Genomic DNA, 18,892 nt, shown 5'->3' on the forward strand with positions numbered 1-18,892 from the left:
ATTTATCTAAAATAGTCTCAAAGCCACCATATATCATGCGTTTTCTGTAAATAGCATGGGGTTGTTTTCAGATCTCAGCTATACAACGCCTTGTTTCATCATTGCTTCTGCTACACGCTCGAAACCTGCTATGTTAGCGCCAAGGCTTAGATCATCTTCATGAGAGTACTGTTTCGCTGTAGTGGAAACAGTATCGAAGATAGTCCTCATAACTTGTTGGAGTTTTTCATCGACTTGCTCTGGTCGCCATGTTTGCATACTAGCATTTTGTGCCATTTCAAACTGACTAGTTGCCACACCACCCGCATTCGCGGCTTTGCTAGGTCCAAGATAAACTTTATGCTTTTTAAAAACAGTCAGCGCTTCTGCAGTGCTTGGCATATTTGCACCTTCACATACGATTAAACAGCCATTATCTACAAGTGAAGTCGCATCATTTTTAGTAATTTCATTTTGAGTTGCACAGGGTAAAGCGATATCAGCTTCATATTGCCATACTTTATGACCATTGTTTGGGTACTGATTAACGGGTGTGAACTCAGCTTCAGAGTGTGTGTTTAGGTAGTCTCGAAGCTCAGCTCCTTGTTCTGTTTTTAGGTGTTTAACAAGCTCAACATCTAAACCATCTTTGCAGTATAAAGTCCCTTTTGAATCGCTACAGGTTAAAACGATAGCGTCACATTGGCTAAGCTTATCCATCAAATGGAGTGCGACATTACCTGCGCCTGATACGAGACAACGCTTTCCTTGCAAAGAGTCATTTTTAGCATCAAGCATAGCACTTAGAAAATAAGCTATGCCATAGCCTGTGGCCTCAGCTCTTAATGCAGAGCCCCCCATCAGCAAGGGCTTACCCGTTAGCACCCCTTGAAACTGATTAGTTATGCGCTTGTATTGGCCGAATAAATAGCCTATTTCTCTTGAACCTACGCCAATATCACCCGCTGGTACATCCGTTGTAGCACCAATGTGCCTATATAGCTCTGTCATGAAAGATTGGCAAAAACGCATAATCTCGTTATCACTTTTCCCTTTCGGGTCAAAGTCTGCACCTCCTTTTGCGCCACCTAAGGGTAAACCCGTTAACGCATTCTTAAGGATCTGTTCAAAGCCTAAGAACTTAATAACTCCAAGGTTTACACTTGGATGAAAACGTAGACCTCCTTTAAAAGGCCCAAGAGTAGAGCTAAACTCAATACGATACCCCCTGTTAACGTGCACATTCCCGTTATCATCAAGCCATGGAACTCTGAACATGATTTGTCTTTCCGGTTCAACTAATCGCTCAATAATGCCCATTTTTTTATAATCATTATGTCCATCAACGACACGCTTTAGAGATGATAGTACTTCTTCAACAGCTTGATAGAACTCAGGTTCGTTAGGGTTAGATTCCTTTACTGTTTGCAGAATTCCTTGTAGATATTGCATGCCAACTCCTCTATTAAGCTATTGAAATTACTCGTTACTAATTAAACTCTATTTAGTAAAAAATCGATCACTTTGAATGATAAGTGAAGACTACTCTATAAAAATGGTTTAAAAGGTCAAGTAATCATGTGCTAAAGCCACTCGCTAAGTTAACTTTATGCTAGCGCATATTTTTTGTTGTGGATATGAATGAAAAGCGAAGACATTTTAACGCTGCTAAAAGAGAGTTAATTTTACAAAATAGCTTTGTCGAAATGCGAATTAGGATCATTCATAGCGCACATTAATGTACGCTATGACGCCTAATAACTTACTTATTAGGCCACTCAAATGCGCCAACGTCCCCTGGGAATACAACTGGGGATTCAATTCCGTCTTTGTTCACGGCTGCGACACCAAAATAGTAGTTATCGATCACGACATTTTTAAGGGTGGCTTCGGTTACCTTGCCAACGTCCCGACTAAACTGCCACTGTGGTTCACTGGTATAACGCCAATAAATTTTATAGCTAACCACTGTTGGATCATCACTTTTATGCCAAGCTAGTGTTGTACTTGGCTTTACAGCACCTGAAATACTGACACCTGTTGGCGGTGCGGGTGCCCACGCCATTGATGCCATTGTCACAGCATTTAACGAGGTTAATTTAGCCGCATAGGCAAAATCAACATGATCGATGGTGTCGCCGTAAGTAATGCCATTTTCAGTACGTAAGTCTTGATGCTGTTGATTGTAGTTTTCATTGGTTTCCATAATGCGCACAGCCGCAAAACCAACATCGTTGAATGGACGATGATGCCCTCCTCGACCAAATCGATCGAGTCGATAGACCAACATGGTATCGAGATTTTCAATATATCTATCCGCAATTGTATCGATGTAGCGCGCGAGGTTACGACTTGCAGAGTCGACTTCACCACCGTTAAAGCGGCGTTTATTAGCTTGTTCTTTTGTTTCTATAACACGAGTGCCTTCTGAGAAGATACGTGCTGTTGTGTTATCTGTAACACCATTAATGCCGGTTGAATTACCAATCATGTCGTTATTTAAAACGCCATGAACACGCCAGTGATGCTCTTGTGCATATTTAGCTAAAATTTTACCACCAAACAAGCCTTGTTCTTCACCAGACAGCGCAGCATACACAATTGAGCCATTAAATTTATACTTTGACAAAATACGTGCAGATTCAAGCACACCAGCCACACCGGAAGCATTATCGTTAGCCCCTGGTGCATCAGAGGTATAGTCCATTACATCAGAGACCCTCGAATCAATATCTCCCGACATCATGATCATGCGGTTTTCATCAACTTGGCCGCGCTGAATCGCCACGATATTGACAACTTCTACCGGGTTTGGAATACGCTTTTCACCAGAGATAGTGTCTTTTACTTCAATGATTTCTAGACAATTACCACAGGCTTTTGAAATGGCCTCAAACTCAGATTTTATCCAGCGCCTAGCCGCACCAATACCGCGCGTATTCGATTTCGTTTCTGATAAGGTGTGACGAGTACCAAAATCAACCAAGGTTTGAATATCTTGCTCTATACGCGTTTTTGAAACTGCATTTGCAATATCATGCAAAGCTTGTTGACCTTTGTATTGAGGTGTCGTGGCATGCACTGCCGCTGCCAATAACAGTGATGAGCTAAACAAAGCACCACTTGTTGTTATTATTTTACGCTTAAACATAGTTTCACTCCTTCAATGAATCATTCAAGGCTAACTACTATTTTTTTTCGCACAATAGTTATGAGTCAGAAAACAGATTATCAGGTTAAAACAATCATTAAACAGAACTTAAGTGTGAGTCCGATACGATTACTTATCAGCCTAAATAGTCGTTTTCTCTTAAAACTACTCTGGCTTTACATTGGGAAGCTTTATTCCACTGTGATAAAAAACGGCTTGGTTTCCCCCTGCTTTTTTCGCATCATACATTGCCTTATCAGCGCATTGGATTAAATATTCAGCATCACCATAATGCTCAGGGAATAAAACCACACCAATACTTGGCGAGTAGCTTAGTAACTCATTATTATATTCAAGAGGTTTACAAATCTCTTCACGCAATAAATCAACGACTTCGACAACATCTTGCTTATTACTAATACTATTTAAAATAACAACAAATTCATCTCCCCCTAAGCGCCCTACACTATCTTCTTTTCTAAGTTGGTGACGAAGACGCATCGCAACTGTTTTTAATAGCTTGTCGCCCGCTGCATGACCATGAAAATCATTTACTTGTTTAAAACCATCTATGTCAATAAAGAGGACAGCAATAATTGTCGATATCGTATTAGCAACAGACAATGACTCTTCTAGCTCAGAAATCAAAAAGCTGCGATTAGGTAAATCTGTTAATGAATCATGTCCTGCCATATAAATCAGTTTTTGTTCGAGGTTCTTTTGCTCGGTAATATCATAAGCTATTGCCACCCTGACTTGTTTTTCTTCAGACCAGTAAACTGACCATAAAACATGTACAATACGGCCATCTTTTCTAACCCATCGATTTTCAAAACGAGGAGGATGATTATTTATAACAATTTGATTAACGGCATTGATAGTTTTAGTCCTGTCTTCTGGGTAGACAAAATCTAACATATATCTACCGATGGCTTCTTCAGGGGGATAGCCAAAAATAGTTTCAAAGGCAGGGTTAGTAAAAAGCAAGCAGCCCTTTGCATCTACTACACAAACAGCATCTAATAAAAGCTCAATAATATCAGACAAGTATTCAGGCGTTTCTTTCTTCATAAGCGACTTTCAAGCTGACTATAAACTGAGTATAGCCTAAACCGAGCAAGTAACTGAGCAATTAAGTAGTAATTGGGTACAACTTTTTTGATAAAAAAGTAGATAAAATACAAAAAAATACAATGCCACTTAAATCAGCCAGTAAATCAACAAGATCAAAAGTACGCGTGGCGATAAAGTATTGACTGAACTCCTCCAACACAACAAAAGTAAACACAATTAAAGCAGCCCAATATATTTTAAAGCCCCCAATAACACTGGCTTTGAACTTAAACGCTAAGTTTATAAATAGTGTGAGCAATCCAAATAATAAAAAATGCCCAAGCTTATCGCCATACGGTATCGCAGCAACTAAATCAAAAAACACCGATTTCTGACCTGTATTAGCAAGGTAAATAACCCAACCGATAAACCCAAAAAAACCAATTGCTAATAGAATAAGAAAACGTTGAAACATCTATTTACCGTGCCATATGAGAAGTTAAAAACAAAAACTGATAAGGAATGACTTTACTCCAATAATGCCAATCATGAGTGCCTGGGCGTTCGATATAATCATGCCGAATACGCAGATTTAGCATCGCTTGATGCAAGGCTCGGTTTTGTTCAATAAAAAAATCATCAACGCCAATATCAAGCATGATGGGAAGATCGTCAGCGCTCTTTTTCCATGCTGTATTACCTGCTGCAATTTTATGAAGGTTATTAACGATAGCGATGCTATCCCACCTTGCTTCATTTTCAGCATAATTGCCAAGCACCTTGGTAAGATCAAACTCTGCACTAAAAGGTCTTACATCGACCCCCGCAGACATCGCTGATACAGCTGCAAACCGATGAGGGTGATTTATCGCGATATGCAGTGCACCAAACCCTCCCATCGATAACCCTGTGATTGCTCGGCCAGTTTTAGACCGGTTAGTCGAATAATTAGAATCGATATAGTCTACAACGTCTTCAGCAATGTATGTTTCATATTGCGATGTTTTGTCGACCTCAGAATCTAAATACCAAGAGCCAAAGTTACCATCTGGGTTAACAACGATAACATTATATTGGTCAGCAAGTTGTTCAATGTTAGTGAGCTTTGTCCAATCAGTGTGATTACCACTAAAGCCATGTAATACGTAAACAACATTATAGTTTTTAGATTCTTCGTAGTTATCAGGTAAAGTAATTGTCAGCGGTTTTTCTATCGCGGTCTTCTTACCTTTAAAGGTGAAAGTGTCTGTTTGATAAGCACTTATAGGTAAGCTGATCATGAGTGCAAATAAGCTAAGCCGTTTTTTCATGGTAAGTTCCTTTTTCTTATTATAGTTCCATGGTAATTAAGATATGTAAACACTTGAATCATGATGTATTTTAATAGTTTTTTAGGTAAATCAACTGCTAAAAATTCTGCTCAGTGATATAGTTAGGCAATCTTACTTTGAAAAGTGTCGTGTATGTATCGTTTATTTGAACGGATGATAAATCCATTTCCAAAAGAGCAGCCTTCCCAGCCACCCAATACATTATTTGCATTTTGCCGTCATTATACTCGAGGCATGGAGTTATCACTGATACTGATGTCTCTAAGTGCTGCAGCTTTGGCTATTTTAGAGGTGTCGCTCTTTAGCTACATGGGGCAACTAGTTGACTGGTTAGGCCAATACACTCCAGAGACATTATTTGACCAACAAAAGTCAGAGTTAATAAAAATGGCTGTCGTATTATTGATTGTTTTGCCAATCGTCGTTTTTTTTCACTCTGCAATTTTACACCAAGCCTTGCTTGGTAATTACCCTATGTCGATCCGTTGGTTAGCACACCGTTATTTGCTGCGACAAAGTATCGGTTTTTACCAAAATGAGTTTGCCGGACGAATAGCAACGAAAGTGATGCAAACATCACTGGCAGTGCGTGAATCTGTCATGAAGCTACTCGATGTGTTGATGTACATTGTTGTTTACTTTGGCGCTATGGTGTTTCTCGTTGCAGACTCAGATTGGCGCCTAATGATCCCGTTATTAGTGTGGTTACTCGTCTACGCCGCTATACAAATGTACTTTGTACCACGATTAAAAAAGATCGCGAGTTCACAAGCTGATGCTCGCTCGGAAATGACCGGCCGAGTGGTAGATAGCTATACGAATATCTCCACCATCAAATTGTTCTCATACACACAACGCGAAGAACAATATGCCAAAGATAGTATGGATGTTTTTTTACAGCCTGTTTATCAACAAATGCGCTTAGTAACGAGCCTAAATTTTTCTATCAATACATTAAACTACCTTCTTGTGTTTAGTATTGCTGCTTTGTCTTTGTACTTATGGTCGATTAGTGCAATATCAGTGGGGGCAATTGCTATTGCCGTAAGCTTATCACTTCGCTTAAATGGCATGGCTCAATGGATTATGTGGGAGATCAGTAGTCTATTTGAGAATATTGGTACAGTGGCTGATGGTATGAAAACCCTATCAACACCCATTGATGTCGATGATAAACCAAACGCAGACACTTTAGCTGTAACGCAAGGTGAGATTACGTTTGATTCCGTACAGTTTAACTATGGAAAAGCAGCAAATGAAACCCACAGAGGCCCTGTTATCAATGGATTGGACCTTACTATCAAGCCTGGCGAAAAAATAGGTTTAGTTGGCCGCTCTGGTGCGGGGAAATCCACACTCGTTAATCTGTTACTGCGCTTTTATGATGTTGATTCCGGCTCCATTAGTATAGATGGCAAAAACATTGCCAACGTAACTCAAGAAAGCTTACGCAAACATATTGCAATGGTCACACAAGATACGTCCTTATTACATCGTTCAGTCAAAGATAATATCCTCTATGGACGACCTGATGCCTCTGAACAAGAAATGCTAGCAGCAGCAAAACAAGCAAAAGCAATTGAGTTTATTGAGGACTTAGAAGACAGTAAAGGCAATAAAGGTTTTGCTGCACAAGTCGGTGAACGCGGTGTGAAACTGTCAGGAGGGCAGCGTCAACGTATCGCCATAGCGCGTGTATTATTAAAAGATGCCCCTATTCTTATTTTAGATGAAGCAACCAGTGCTTTAGATTCAGAAGTAGAAGCTGCTATTCAAACAAGTCTAGATGACTTAATGACAGGCAAAACGGTTATTGCCATAGCCCATCGTTTATCAACAATTGCACAAATGGATAGGCTCATAGTACTTGATGAAGGAGGCGTCGTTGAACAAGGCTCTCATGAAGAACTAATCCAAAAAGGGGGTATTTACGCTGCACTTTGGTCACATCAAACCGGTGGTTTTATTGGTGTAGAGTAGCTCTATCAGCGTTTTTTATATGAACATCTAAATTTTCTCGCTCCGCAGCTAAGTCCGCAGCCAAAGTTTAGATGTTCGTTATACCAATTCGCTTAATCATACATCAACGAGTCTACATATATAAAGTAAAGCTCGCTTGCTTGAGTCACTACAAAGCGTTACCATTGCGCCTAAAATAAACACAAAATAATGGATTATGAAACATTTATTCTCGCTTTTAATTCTCACAGCCTCTTTCTCTGCGCAGGCTGACACGCCCTACTTCGGTGTTGATTACATGCTCAGTGATATTGAGATCAGCAGCGAAAGTGCCAAACCAACAGCCACTTTTTTAAGAGCTGGGGTAAGTAACAAAAATATGGCATTTGAAGCTCAATACCTCGTTTCAAGTAATGATGATGATATCTACAATATAAATTTCGATATTGATAAAAGTGTTGGTCTTTATTTTGTAATGCAATCAAATATCGTCAATGGTTTTGGCCTAGATGTTTCATTGGGCTATGCGAAAACTCAAATGAAAGTAACTTCAACTTCCCAAGAGCTTCCTAGCGACTATGACTACGATGGTTTTGCATGGGGCGTCGCAATACATCAAGAAGTGCCTTACATTAAAAATACACATGTAAGACTTGCTTACCAGTCTTTGTTTGAAGGCGATGATGTTGACATCAGTGGTGTAACGCTAGGTTTCACCTATCAATTTTAAGTAGTCAGTTAAAAGGAATTCCATGAAAAAAATATCGAACATTACAAAGCTGTCAACTGTTGCTCTTATTGTTACTTCAATTCTAGGTTGCGGCTCAGAGACTGACTCATCAAAACTAGCAAAAGAAGTTGAGCTAGAAAAGCTTCGCGAAAATGGCACTATTATTGAGACAGTCAGCATCGAAAATAGTCAGGTTCGACTCAAAGCGGGTGAAACGCATCAGTTAATCGCAACCGGCATTGATAGCAACGGCGATTCGAGAGATATTACTGACGAGTTAACTTGGCAAACAAGTGATGAAACCATCGCGAAAATTAGTAGTAGCGGACTCCTAACAGCACTAAAAAATGCTGACTCTAGTCAAGGGCTGTTAACCATAACGGCAACCACTATTAACGATATTTTTGATGAAGAGGAAATTTCTATCAGTGATGTGGCAGCCTCGTCAATTTCGTTAAAACAAATAGCTCCCGCATCAGGGAGCATTAACACCTGTATGCCAGCTAGAATATCGGCTGATATTACCTATGCTGATGGGTATATCGCCCAAAATAGTATTAGAGGTGTTACTTTTAGTATTGATGAAGACTCCACAGCTAGAATAAATAACCAAGGCATCATTTATACCTCTGCTGCAAACATAGAAAACACAACCGTTACTGGAACAATCAATAATGTTTCAGGAGAGTTGGTTGTTACTGCAGATCCTGTCAATTTAGAAAGTTTAAATCTAATTGTTGCGGAAGAAACAGTGGACGAGATCACACTGAATGTTGGCGAACAAATCCAACTCGCTGCGCAAGCAACTTATGATGAAAGTGTTTCTAAGCAAGCTGTTAATATCAACCCGAGTGTCAATTGGTCTGTGATCAATGCAGGCTTAGTTGGGCTTTCAGAAAATGTCAGTACTGATGAAGGTGACAATGCAACTATTTTAGCTTTAAAACCAGGCGTAACGCAGTTAATTGGTTCGTGTGGTCCAAAACAAAAAATAGCGACATTGGTGATAGAAGGTAATGACGATCTCAATTCTATTCAGATAAACGAAGGCAATAGCGAATATACAATCTCATCATCAGAGTCATTAGATTTGCAATTAACAGCAAATTATAATTCAAGCCCACAGTCTTTAAATGTCACTGAGTTTGCTACTTGGAGCACGAATGATAGCAACTTAATAACAGCCAAACTAATCAACCCTGGTACTCAGCAGGCGGCTTTTAGAGTAACGAGTAAGGCTAATAATTTAGGTACCGCAGTTATCACTGTGACATATGACTCGCTGGTAAGCAGTACCCTCATTAACATCGAGTGACCATAAATAGGGCTCTTTTACTAAAAGAGCCCTTCTCTATTAATACAGCAGACGTATTCCTACCAGTACAAGCATTGTAATATTAGATACCAAACCAATTAAGAAGAAATAGCTGCGTGGGCTTGGGTTTTTCTCAGTGGCTATCGCGTAATAAAGCACCATATGTATTACTCTTGCTACAACATATACCCAAACACAAACAGCAAAGACGCCACTAGTCAGGTTTAGTGTAAAAGCCAGTAAAATAGTCCCTACAAATAAGGGGCTATTTTCCAATGTATTCATAAAAGTGCGATGGGCACGAAATGTGAAACTCTCATGGCTCAATTCAGGTTCAAGCTTGCCAGGGATTGCCCCCGCTCGTTTTGCCTTTGAAACAGTTGCCACCAACCATTGAATCAGCAGCATTATGAGGTACGCGTAGAACGCAAAATATACAGTTAACGATAATTCGGTCATTTATTGCTCCTTCAAAGTAGTCTAAACAATAGAAGCAAAAAGCGAACCAAAATAACACATTGAATAATATACCTTTTTAATAAATAAAATATATTTAAATCTACAATTTACTTGGTTATGTATAAACTTTTCATAGTCGTTAAATAACCTTTTAGTAGTGATTGTCTATCCTTGATGCACTATTTGATTAATCGTTAATGCATCAAGTTGCTCAAATAATTGTTGTTGATAGTCATCACAATTATTAGTGGCAACAAAAGTAAATACGTTTTTATCAGGTAGCTGCTTGAATAGCTCATAGCTGTAACTGTTTGATCCATTATAGGAAATTAGTTTGTTACTGAGTATATCTTTCTCTAGCAATAAGATGAGCTGTGATCGGTAGTATTGTGTCGTAAAAAACCCTTGCCAGCACTATTTTTAAATTGAACCTATATCAAAGTCGGTATTCTCAGCAAGCGTGGTTTGCTGTTTTCTATTTTGCTAAACCACTGATAAAAAATACAACACTCAACTACATTAAAATCACTATGGATCTACCTACGTTATGTGATATTTCCATAAAAGAAAGTTGTAACTGTTCACCTATTTTACTTTACCCTGCTCTTTAGTCCCTATACCCTTTGGTTCAATCTGTTGAACATGTGTTTTTTGGTATTTTTCACCTTAATAAAACAACATTCTAATAATAAAAGGTTTTTTATGCGCTTAGGACCAGGACTTCTTGTCACTGCCGCCTTTATCGGCCCAGGCACCATCACCACAGCAAGTGTAGCCGGTGCTAATTTTGGTTTTGCTTTGATATGGACGTTACTTTTCTCTGTTATTGCCACCATTCTACTTCAATCTATGGCTGCTCGCTTAGGTGTGGCAACTGGGCATGATTTAGCATCAGCTTTAAGAACAACGATTCAAACACCCGTTTTTAAAGCTTTAGCAGCTATTTTAGTAATCAGTGCCATAGGTATTGGTAGTGCGGCTTATGAAGCGGGTAATTTGACTGGTGCAAGTTTGGGTCTGCAAGAAATTGTTCCTTCTGTTAGCCCATTATTATGGACTCCACTGATAGCAATTCTAAGTGCTGTACTTTTATATACAGGTAAACATAAGGTAATAGAAGGCGCATTAATTGTTCTCGTTGTACTAATGAGTATAGTGTTTATATCAACTTTAGTAATGGCTGCACCGTCTTTAACGGCGATTTTAAAAGGCTTCATTCCAAGCCTACCTGAAGAATCAATCACAACTGTACTGGCATTAATTGGCACGACAATTGTGCCCTATAATTTATTTTTGCACTCAGGTGTCCTTGCCGAAAAACATGATAAAAATAATGACATGCAAAAAGTAATAAAAGAAACAAACCTTGATACTGGTATATCGATCACGCTTGGTGGTGTGATCACCTTAGCAATTTTATCGACTGCTTCCGTGGCTTTTTATGGTACTGAAGCTGGCAAAATATCTGCAGCTAACATGGCCGTACAACTCGAACCTTTATTAGGTTCAATGGCTCACTACTTCTTTGCACTTGGTTTGTGCGCAGCAGGCCTAACAAGTGCTATAACCGCCCCTCTAGCAGGCGCTTATGCTGTGTGCGGTATGCTTGGCTGGTCAACACAAATGAGTAACACGCGTTTTAAACTTGTTGCAATTACTATTTTACTGTTTGGTGCATTTGTTGCTTCACTCGGTCTTGACCCTGTCGCTGTTATTATTTTTGCACAAGCAGCTAATGGCCTCCTGCTACCTATTGTAACGACGTATTTGGTATGGCTAGTCAATCAAAAAACTGTAATGGGAGATTACACCAACTCTATGCTAGTAAACCTAGTGACATTACCCGTACTTGTACTTATTTTTGGATTGAGTAGCATCAAGTTGTTTAGCTTGATTTTTTAAATACTTATCTAATTGCAACTTTTGAAAGTAGCCTTTAATAATAATCCCAATTATTGAGGGTTACTTAGTGCAAGCATTAAAAAAATCATCAGTAGAAATTATAATTTGTTGTTTGTGCTCGCTAACATTCTTTTCAATCTCTTCTCGGTCTAACATAATAGTACACCCTTTTGCATTGGTTGCCTCAACCATAGATAAATCCTCATCTATTTTTGTAATAACCAATGATGACTGCCTATATTCCCAAGCACTACTATCATTAGACTCTATAGGCATAAGTTCCAAAACCTGTGTTCCATACTCATTTATAAACGTTAGCTTTACTTGAATAGCTTCGTCAGTGCTATTCTTAATAATACCCCAATAAATATTTGTACAAGCATTTAACAAGCTTCCAAAAAGTAATATCAAAATATATATTTAAGGTATTTTCTCAAGCTATCCATTTTATCTGTGAGCTCCAAATTTATCTTTTGATATCTATCCATTGCTATAGGGTCTAGACTATTGATTATTGATTATTGATTTGTCGATTGTTTTATGGAGGTGCTCTTCGAAGATATCGAACGTAAGTGAGTTTGTTTGCGAGTATGTTGCTGCTAAATCCATATTATATTCCATTATCACTATACAATTTTTGCTAGTAGTGTTTTATCTAGCAATCTTAGTTAATTCCTTTAACTTCCTTAATATACCTCTACGACTATTTTTTGTAAAAAAAGCAAAAAGATTACAGGTACTTGTAAGCTTTAAAACAAATTTATTTACTTTTATAAAAAAAGCCGCTATTCATAAAAACAACGGCTTTCTTATTTTTAAGGCTTAAAGCTAATAAGCTTAGGCTTTACCAATCACTTCTAAGCCACCCATATATGGGCGTAACACTTCTGGTACAACAATAGAACCATCAGCTTGTTGATTATTCTCTAAAATAGCAACAAGCGTACGACCAACCGCTAAACCTGAACCATTTAGTGTATGAAGTAGTTCTGGCTTTTTCTCGCCTTGACGACGGAAACGCGCTTGCATACGACGCGCTTGGAAATCAACCATGTTTGAACATGATGAGATTTCACGATAGGTGTTTTGTGCAGGTAACCAAACTTCTAAATCGTAAGTTTTTGCTGCGCCAAAGCCCATATCACCGGTACATAGAATCACTTTACGGTAAGGAAGTTCTAATGCTTGTAAGATTTGCTCAGCGTGACCTGTAAGCTCTTCTAACGCTTGCATTGAATCTTCTGGTTTTACTAGTTGTACTAATTCAACTTTGTCGAATTGGTGTTGACGAATAAGACCACGTGTATCACGGCCATAGCTACCTGCTTCACTACGGAAACAAGGCGTATGCGCTGTTAAACGAATTGGTAAGTCGCTTTCGTCGTAAATTTCGTCGCGAGCACTGTTTGTAAGTGGTACTTCCGCAGTTGGAATTAAGCTAAAACCAGGTTGTTGCTGACCGTCATCATCCACTAAACCTAGAGTGTGGAATAAGTCACCAGCAAACTTAGGTAATTGGCTTGTGCCGTATAAACTTGCGCTATTAACCAGGTAAGGCACATACATTTCTGTGTAGCCGTTTTGCTCTGTGTGCGTATCCAGCATGAACTGCGTAAGAGCACGGTGCATACGGGCAACTTGACCACGCATAACAGTAAAGCGTGCGCCACTGATTTTAACGCCCATTTCAAAATCTAGGCCGTTTACGTCTTGACCAACATCAACGTGATCTTTTACTTCAAAGTCGTATGACTTAGGCGTACCCCAGGTTGAAATTTCAACGTTTTGGTCTTCGTCTTCACCAACGGGTACAGACTCATCAGGTAGGTTTGGAATAGCAAGTGCAATTTGCTTAAGCTCTTCGAGTACTGCGTCTTGCTCTGCTTTAACGCTGTCTAGTTGGTCACCAAGAGTACTTACTGAATCAAGAAGCTGTTGTGCTTTTTCGTGCTCGCCTTTCGCTTTTGCTTGGCCGATAGCTTTGGAACTTGCGTTACGCTCACTTTGAAGTTCTTGCGTTTTTACTTGTAATGTTTTGCGCTTTTCTTCAAGTGCAGTTACCGCTGCAATATCAAGGTCGAATCCACGAGTTGCTAAGCGTGCAGCCGCTTGTTCGATATCTTGACGTAAATATTTAGAATCTAACATGTTTGATTTTTAACCTTTTTGCATTACCAGCTGAAGGCCCAGCCAAGCCATAAATATACACACCACCACGTTTAAGGTGATATTGAGGGCCATTTTAAAAAAGTGACCTTGTTGCAATAGCAACAACGAATCCATTGAGAATGTTGAAAAGGTGGTCAATGCACCTAAAAAGCCAATACCAATTAAGGTTTTAGCGGGGCTAACAGCGATTATTTCTCTTTCAATCAAGCCGTATAAAATGCCCATTAACAATGAACCAAGAATATTAACTGTCAACGTGCCAAAAGGGAATCCCCTACCGAGCAGTTTTAGCATGGTTTCGCTAAGAAAATAGCGTAAACATGCCCCAGAAGCACCGCCCATTGCAATCATCATGTAAAGTTTCAAACTATTCATAACGTTTAATATCACTTTGCTCGTTGCGCTGAGTTAAATAGTCCAGCTTTTGTTTGATTTTTTGTTCAAGCCCGCGATCGGTTGGGAAGTAATACTGACGATCATGAATAGCTTCTGGGAAGTACTTTTCGCCCGCTGCAAAGGCACCTTCTTCATTGTGTGCATACCGATATTCAGCGCCATAACCTAAGTCTTTCATTAAGCTAGTTGGTGCATTACGTAAATGCTCTGGCACCGGATGACTCGGCTCATTTTTAGCATCTTGCAGCGCTTGGTTAAACGCCATATACACAGCGTTACTTTTCGGCGCACTGGCTAAATAAATGGTGGCTTGTGCTATAGCGCGCTCACCTTCACTTGGGCCAACACGTTGAAAAATATCCCACGCATTGAGTGCGACCTCCATTGCTCGCGGGTCGGCATTGCCAATATCTTCTGTGGCAATCGCTAATAACCGCCTAGCTACATAAAGCGGGTCGCCGCCACCTGCTAAAATACGGCAATACCAATATAAGGCACCATCAGGTGAACTACCACGCACTGACTTATGAAACGCGGAAATTAAGTCGTAAAACTCATCGCCGCCTTTATCATACTTGGCTAAATGAGTTGGCAGTACTTGGCTTAAAACATGTTGATCAACAAGGTATTTGCTCTGCTGCTCAGTGGTTAAATCAACCGCTTGTTCTAACAAGTTAAGTACTTTACGCGCATCGCCATCACTTGCTTGGCAAAGCGCTTGTTTGGCGTTATCAGCAATTTCTATGTGTTTTTGGCTAAGCTCCACATCTTCACGTAAAGCGCGCTCGATTACGGTAAATAAATCAGCTTGCTCAAGTGCTTTTAATACATATACACGGGCACGAGACAGTATCGCGTTGTTAAGTGCAAATGATGGGTTTTCGGTGGTTGCGCCTACAAAAATAAAAGTACCGTCTTCGATATGGGGTAAGAATGCATCTTGCTGAGATTTATTAAAGCGATGCACTTCGTCTACAAACAATAACGTCCGTTGCCCTCGCCCTGCAAGATTTGCTTTCGCTTCGCTTACTGCCTCACGAATATCTTTTACACCTGCTGTGACCGCCGACATTTGAATAAGGCTTGCATCGGCATGATTCGCAATAATTTGCGCTAAGGTGGTTTTACCAACGCCAGGTGGTCCCCACAAAATGAGGCTGTGGCATCGACCTGCAAGAATGGCTTGGTAAAGGGGTTTATCGGGACTTAAAAGGTGCTGCTGACCTATGTAGTCATTCAGTGTTTCGGGTCGCATGCGCGCCGCAAGAGGGCGCACATCAGGACCAAAATTAAATCCGAGGTTACTCAAGCCTTAATCACCTTGGCTTTGGTCGTCAACTTCAACGCCTTCAGGAATGGTAAATTCAAAGGTCTGAGTTGCAAGTGCTTCGTTTACTTTAGCGTCTTTAAAGGTAAATAAAGACTGCTGACCTGAGGTATCTAGTACTGTAAGTGATGCAAGGCCCTGCTCTTGAGCATTAAAGCGAATGTCTAACTTTTCAACTTGGCTCTCAACGCCTTTGTTTGGCGTGACGCTAAAGCCTACATCCGTTGCCACAACTTGGTATTTAGCCCATTGCTCTGGATCTTTTGAGGTCAACAATACAAACGGTGTTGAATCAATCAAACTGTGAGTATTCATAATAGTGACTTGTTCAGCAAAGCTGTCGAAGTAATACGTTTTATCACCATTTGATACAAACAAGGTATCGTCTGGGCTTTGTTGTTGCCAGCGGATCATCATAGGCTGCTGAAGGGCAATATTCCCCTCACCTTGCATGATAGCTTCACCTTGTGAATCGGTCACTTGCTGTGAAAACTCTGCTTTAAAACTTTTAATCGCAGCCAGTTGTTGTTGCAATGCTTCGCTGTCGTCTGCAAAACTTTGGCCGCTTAATAAACAGCCCATAATTAAGGCTAGGTATTTAAATTTTTTCATTAATTTGCTCCACCATTTGGCACTAAGACTTCGCGTGCACCGTTGTGTCCCGGTGCGCTAACAATGCCTGATGTTTCCATTTGTTCAACTAAGCGTGCTGCGCGGTTATAACCTACGCGAAGTTTACGCTGTACACTCGATACCGACACTTTGCCGGTTTCAATTACAAATGATACTGCTTCATCGTAAAGCGGATCTGACTCTTCATCACCGTCTTCACTGGTTTCTCCTGGTAGTAAAATTTCCTCTGCGGCATCACCACTTAAAATTTCATCTATATAATTTGGTTTGCCACGTTTTTTCCAATCATCTACAACCGCGTGAACTTCGTGGTCGTCTACAAATGCACCATGCACACGCACTGGGACGCTAGTCCCCGGCGGTAAGTAAAGCATATCACCCATACCTAGTAAGTTTTCAGCGCCTTGCTGATCTAAAATAGTACGCGAGTCAATTTTACTTGAAACCTGGAACGCCATACGGGTTGGAATATTCGCTTTAATTAAACCTGTAATAACGTCAACCGATGGTCGCTGTGTTGCTAGTACTAAGTGAATACCTGCAGCACGGGCTTTTTGCGCGATACGTGCAATCAGCTCTTCCACTTTTTTACCTACGATCATCATCATGTCGGCAAATTCGTCAATCACCACCACAATACTTGGGAGTTTATCTAGCTCTTCAGGGCCATCGGCCATGCCATCGGTGTCTTTAAAAAGAGGATCGAGTATTGGATGACCCGCTTCTTTGGCATCACGTACCTTCTGGTTGTAACCTTTTAAGTTACGCACCCCAAGTGCCGACATCAGCTTATAACGGCGTTCCATTTCGCCTACACACCAACGCAATGCATTGGCTGCTTCTTTCATGTCGGTCACAACTTCACATAATAAATGTGGGATGCCTTCGTACACAGAAAGTTCAAGCATTTTCGGGTCGATCATGATCATACGTACATCATCAGGGCCCGATTTGTACAGTAAGCTTAATATCATTACATTAACGCCCACTGACTTACCTGAACCTGTCGTACCAGCAACAAGTAAATGTGGCATTTTGCCAAGATCAGCACAGACTGGCTCGCCAGCAATGTCTTTACCTAACACCATAGTCAGTGGTGATGGGTTTGATTCAAACTTAGGCGCGTTAATAACTTCGCTTAGACGCACTATTTCACGATGTTTGTTCGGCAGCTCTAAACCAACATAGGTTTTACCTGGAATAACCTCTACTACACGCACACTGACAGCAGACAATGAACGCGCTAAATCTTTTGCTAAGCCAGTGATTTTAGCCACTTTAATACCCGGCGCTAAATCAAGCTCAAAACGTGTAACAACAGGGCCTGGGTATACACCTACAACTGCTGCTTGAATATTGAAATCAAGGAGTTTGGTTTCAACTAAACGCGAAATACCGTCAAGCTCTTCTTGTGATAACGGATTCTTCGCTTTATCTGGGCGGTCTAATAAATCAAGTGACGGTAAAGGATTAGTCGGCGGCTCTTCATCTAATAACGCTTCAAATTTTTCTTTTGCCGTTGGTGGTGGCTGATACGCGGGCTTTGGCTTAGGCATTGGTCGCGCAGGTGATACGACTGTGGTAGTCGGTTTTTCTGGTTCAGCATCTACCACAGGACTTTGGTCAAGCGCATTCAGTGCCGAGACGGTGTCGAAGGACTCATCATTAAGTGCACTAAAACCTATTTCTTGATCCAAAATATCATCAAGCTCATCGAACCCCTCAAACTCGCTATCTGGCTTTTTAGTCTCGCTCGATGGTTTTTGCTTAGCTTCACTCTCTTTATTAAAACTGATTGACGGCTCGTTATCTGGCTCAACAAAGTTAGCATCTGACTCAGTCTCTGTTACAGGCTTGATAGCTTCTTTCTCGCGATGTAACCACGCAGATAATTGTTCACGCAAGAAATAGAAAGCTTGCATGACCCACTTACCCACAAAATCAACAAATTGAACCCATGACACACCGGTTAAAAGTGTTAAACCGGCAAAGAAGAAGCAGAGTAAAAGAATCGAAGTACCAGTAAAATTAAACGTTGGCATCATCGCTGAGGCAATGATATCCCCCACTACCCCGCCAGATGAGAAGTTATAAATATCATCAAAATTTATACTACTGATTGCTGTCGCTGACGTTATAAATAAAGCGAACCCGATAACTCTTAACGACAATGTGGTGTAGTCAAGCTGGAAAATACGATGTGGTTGTTTAAACAGTAAATAGCCGAACAATTGGATAGCGGCAGGCACTAGATAAGCTAACCAGCCAAATGTAAGCAGCAATATATCTGCTACCCAAGCACCTGCAGTACCTGTTATATTTTTTACATTGACGAACTCACCAGTTTGCGACCATGATGGGTCGGCCGGATCAAAACTAATTAATGCACATAAAATAAATACTGCCGCAAAGGTACTAATAATTAGCCCTGTTTCTAGCAGTCTTTGAACACCATTTAGGCGCATAGCTCCCTATTCCTTATTATTCT

The 18,892-nt window shown here is 40.3% G+C and carries 17 protein-coding genes; 4 read left to right on the forward strand and 13 right to left on the reverse strand.

Annotated elements, in window-relative coordinates; translation table 11 throughout:
* Positions 1–78 precede the first annotated feature (78 nt).
* From gdhA to L0Z67_RS08950, 5 genes are all read right to left on the reverse strand, one after another.
* Positions 79–1,431, reverse strand: a complete 1,353-nt coding sequence (gdhA, locus tag L0Z67_RS08930; RefSeq protein WP_237114116.1) for an NADP-specific glutamate dehydrogenase — start codon at positions 1,429–1,431, stop codon at positions 79–81.
* A 310-nt stretch (positions 1,432–1,741) separates the two neighbouring features.
* A complete protein-coding gene (locus L0Z67_RS08935) occupies positions 1,742–3,130 on the reverse strand; it encodes a M28 family metallopeptidase (RefSeq protein WP_405127869.1) in 1,389 nt (462 codons plus the stop codon).
* Positions 3,131–3,295: 165 nt separating this feature from the next.
* On the reverse strand, positions 3,296–4,201 hold the full coding sequence (locus tag L0Z67_RS08940) for a diguanylate cyclase domain-containing protein (protein ID WP_193988858.1): 906 nt from the start codon (positions 4,199–4,201) through the stop codon (positions 3,296–3,298).
* A 61-nt stretch (positions 4,202–4,262) separates the two neighbouring features.
* Positions 4,263–4,658, reverse strand: a complete 396-nt coding sequence (locus L0Z67_RS08945) for a VanZ family protein (RefSeq protein ID WP_237127865.1) — start codon at positions 4,656–4,658, stop codon at positions 4,263–4,265.
* A gap of 4 nt (positions 4,659–4,662) precedes the next feature.
* Positions 4,663–5,493: an alpha/beta hydrolase gene (locus L0Z67_RS08950; protein ID WP_405127870.1), complete on the reverse strand. Its 831-nt coding sequence runs from the start codon at positions 5,491–5,493 to the stop codon at positions 4,663–4,665.
* 153 nt (positions 5,494–5,646) lie between these two features.
* On the opposite strand from L0Z67_RS08950, the gene L0Z67_RS08955 reads away from it, so the two are divergent.
* From L0Z67_RS08955 to L0Z67_RS08965, 3 genes are all read left to right on the forward strand, one after another.
* Positions 5,647–7,494 (forward strand): ABC transporter ATP-binding protein, encoded by a 1,848-nt coding sequence (locus L0Z67_RS08955; RefSeq protein ID WP_237114120.1) that lies wholly within the window; start codon positions 5,647–5,649, stop codon positions 7,492–7,494.
* A 196-nt stretch (positions 7,495–7,690) separates the two neighbouring features.
* Positions 7,691–8,203: an outer membrane beta-barrel protein gene (locus L0Z67_RS08960; RefSeq protein ID WP_237114121.1), complete on the forward strand. Its 513-nt coding sequence runs from the start codon at positions 7,691–7,693 to the stop codon at positions 8,201–8,203.
* A 22-nt stretch (positions 8,204–8,225) separates the two neighbouring features.
* Positions 8,226–9,518 carry an Ig-like domain-containing protein gene (locus L0Z67_RS08965; protein ID WP_237127863.1) on the forward strand — a complete coding sequence of 431 codons (1,293 nt, stop codon included), beginning with the start codon at positions 8,226–8,228 and terminating at the stop codon, positions 9,516–9,518.
* Between the two features lie 39 nt (positions 9,519–9,557).
* Here L0Z67_RS08965 and L0Z67_RS08970 read toward each other — a convergent pair whose 3' ends face one another.
* The gene (locus L0Z67_RS08970; protein WP_405127871.1) at positions 9,558–9,977 is read right to left on the reverse strand and encodes an MAPEG family protein; all 420 of its coding nucleotides are present in this window, start codon (positions 9,975–9,977) and stop codon (positions 9,558–9,560) included.
* Positions 9,978–10,142: 165 nt separating this feature from the next.
* Positions 10,143–10,340: a hypothetical protein gene (locus L0Z67_RS08975; RefSeq protein WP_062569169.1), complete on the reverse strand. Its 198-nt coding sequence runs from the start codon at positions 10,338–10,340 to the stop codon at positions 10,143–10,145.
* Positions 10,341–10,679: 339 nt separating this feature from the next.
* Here L0Z67_RS08975 and L0Z67_RS08980 point away from each other — a divergent pair, with 339 nt between their 5' ends.
* Positions 10,680–11,879 (forward strand): Nramp family divalent metal transporter, encoded by a 1,200-nt coding sequence (locus L0Z67_RS08980; protein WP_405127872.1) that lies wholly within the window; start codon positions 10,680–10,682, stop codon positions 11,877–11,879.
* Between the two features lie 60 nt (positions 11,880–11,939).
* Here the strand turns inward: L0Z67_RS08980 and L0Z67_RS08985 are convergent, their stop codons facing one another.
* The 6 genes from L0Z67_RS08985 to L0Z67_RS09010 form a co-directional block, all read right to left on the reverse strand.
* On the reverse strand, positions 11,940–12,290 hold the full coding sequence (locus L0Z67_RS08985; protein WP_193988866.1) for a hypothetical protein: 351 nt from the start codon (positions 12,288–12,290) through the stop codon (positions 11,940–11,942).
* Between the two features lie 426 nt (positions 12,291–12,716).
* A complete protein-coding gene (gene serS, locus L0Z67_RS08990; protein ID WP_062569174.1) occupies positions 12,717–14,027 on the reverse strand; it encodes a serine--tRNA ligase in 1,311 nt (436 codons plus the stop codon).
* 9 nt (positions 14,028–14,036) lie between these two features.
* On the reverse strand, positions 14,037–14,423 hold the full coding sequence (crcB, locus tag L0Z67_RS08995; protein WP_083515309.1) for a fluoride efflux transporter CrcB: 387 nt from the start codon (positions 14,421–14,423) through the stop codon (positions 14,037–14,039).
* Positions 14,416–15,753: a replication-associated recombination protein A gene (locus tag L0Z67_RS09000; protein ID WP_062569175.1), complete on the reverse strand. Its 1,338-nt coding sequence runs from the start codon at positions 15,751–15,753 to the stop codon at positions 14,416–14,418. The genes crcB and L0Z67_RS09000 overlap by 8 nt, the downstream gene beginning before the upstream one ends.
* 3 nt (positions 15,754–15,756) lie before the next feature.
* Positions 15,757–16,383, reverse strand: coding sequence for an outer membrane lipoprotein chaperone LolA (gene lolA, locus L0Z67_RS09005; RefSeq protein WP_062569176.1), 627 nt, complete (start codon positions 16,381–16,383; stop codon positions 15,757–15,759).
* Positions 16,383–18,869, reverse strand: a complete 2,487-nt coding sequence (locus L0Z67_RS09010; protein WP_405127873.1) for a DNA translocase FtsK 4TM domain-containing protein — start codon at positions 18,867–18,869, stop codon at positions 16,383–16,385. The genes lolA and L0Z67_RS09010 overlap by 1 nt, the downstream gene beginning before the upstream one ends.
* Positions 18,870–18,892 lie beyond the last annotated feature (23 nt).

Origin of the sequence: Pseudoalteromonas sp. PB2-1, assembly GCF_045040605.1 — a bacterium.
In the GTDB taxonomy this organism is placed as follows: Bacteria; Pseudomonadota; Gammaproteobacteria; order Enterobacterales; family Alteromonadaceae; genus Pseudoalteromonas; species Pseudoalteromonas arabiensis.

Excerpts from the sequence above, each read along its gene's own strand:
- gdhA (WP_237114116.1), bottom strand. The coding sequence starts at position 1,431 with ATGCAATATCTACAAGGAATTCTGCAAACAGTAAAGGAATCTAACCCT.
- L0Z67_RS08935 (WP_405127869.1), bottom strand. The coding sequence starts at position 3,130 with ATGTTTAAGCGTAAAATAATAACAACAAGTGGTGCTTTGTTTAGCTCA.
- L0Z67_RS08940 (WP_193988858.1), bottom strand. The coding sequence starts at position 4,201 with ATGAAGAAAGAAACGCCTGAATACTTGTCTGATATTATTGAGCTTTTA.
- L0Z67_RS08945 (WP_237127865.1), bottom strand. The coding sequence starts at position 4,658 with ATGTTTCAACGTTTTCTTATTCTATTAGCAATTGGTTTTTTTGGGTTT.
- L0Z67_RS08950 (WP_405127870.1), bottom strand. The coding sequence starts at position 5,493 with ATGAAAAAACGGCTTAGCTTATTTGCACTCATGATCAGCTTACCTATA.
- L0Z67_RS08955 (WP_237114120.1), top strand. The coding sequence starts at position 5,647 with ATGTATCGTTTATTTGAACGGATGATAAATCCATTTCCAAAAGAGCAG.
- L0Z67_RS08960 (WP_237114121.1), top strand. The coding sequence starts at position 7,691 with ATGAAACATTTATTCTCGCTTTTAATTCTCACAGCCTCTTTCTCTGCG.
- L0Z67_RS08965 (WP_237127863.1), top strand. The coding sequence starts at position 8,226 with ATGAAAAAAATATCGAACATTACAAAGCTGTCAACTGTTGCTCTTATT.
- L0Z67_RS08970 (WP_405127871.1), bottom strand. The coding sequence starts at position 9,977 with ATGACCGAATTATCGTTAACTGTATATTTTGCGTTCTACGCGTACCTC.
- L0Z67_RS08980 (WP_405127872.1), top strand. The coding sequence starts at position 10,680 with ATGCGCTTAGGACCAGGACTTCTTGTCACTGCCGCCTTTATCGGCCCA.
- serS (WP_062569174.1), bottom strand. The coding sequence starts at position 14,027 with ATGTTAGATTCTAAATATTTACGTCAAGATATCGAACAAGCGGCTGCA.
- crcB (WP_083515309.1), bottom strand. The coding sequence starts at position 14,423 with ATGAATAGTTTGAAACTTTACATGATGATTGCAATGGGCGGTGCTTCT.
- lolA (WP_062569176.1), bottom strand. The coding sequence starts at position 16,383 with ATGAAAAAATTTAAATACCTAGCCTTAATTATGGGCTGTTTATTAAGC.
- L0Z67_RS09010 (WP_405127873.1), bottom strand. The coding sequence starts at position 18,869 with ATGCGCCTAAATGGTGTTCAAAGACTGCTAGAAACAGGGCTAATTATT.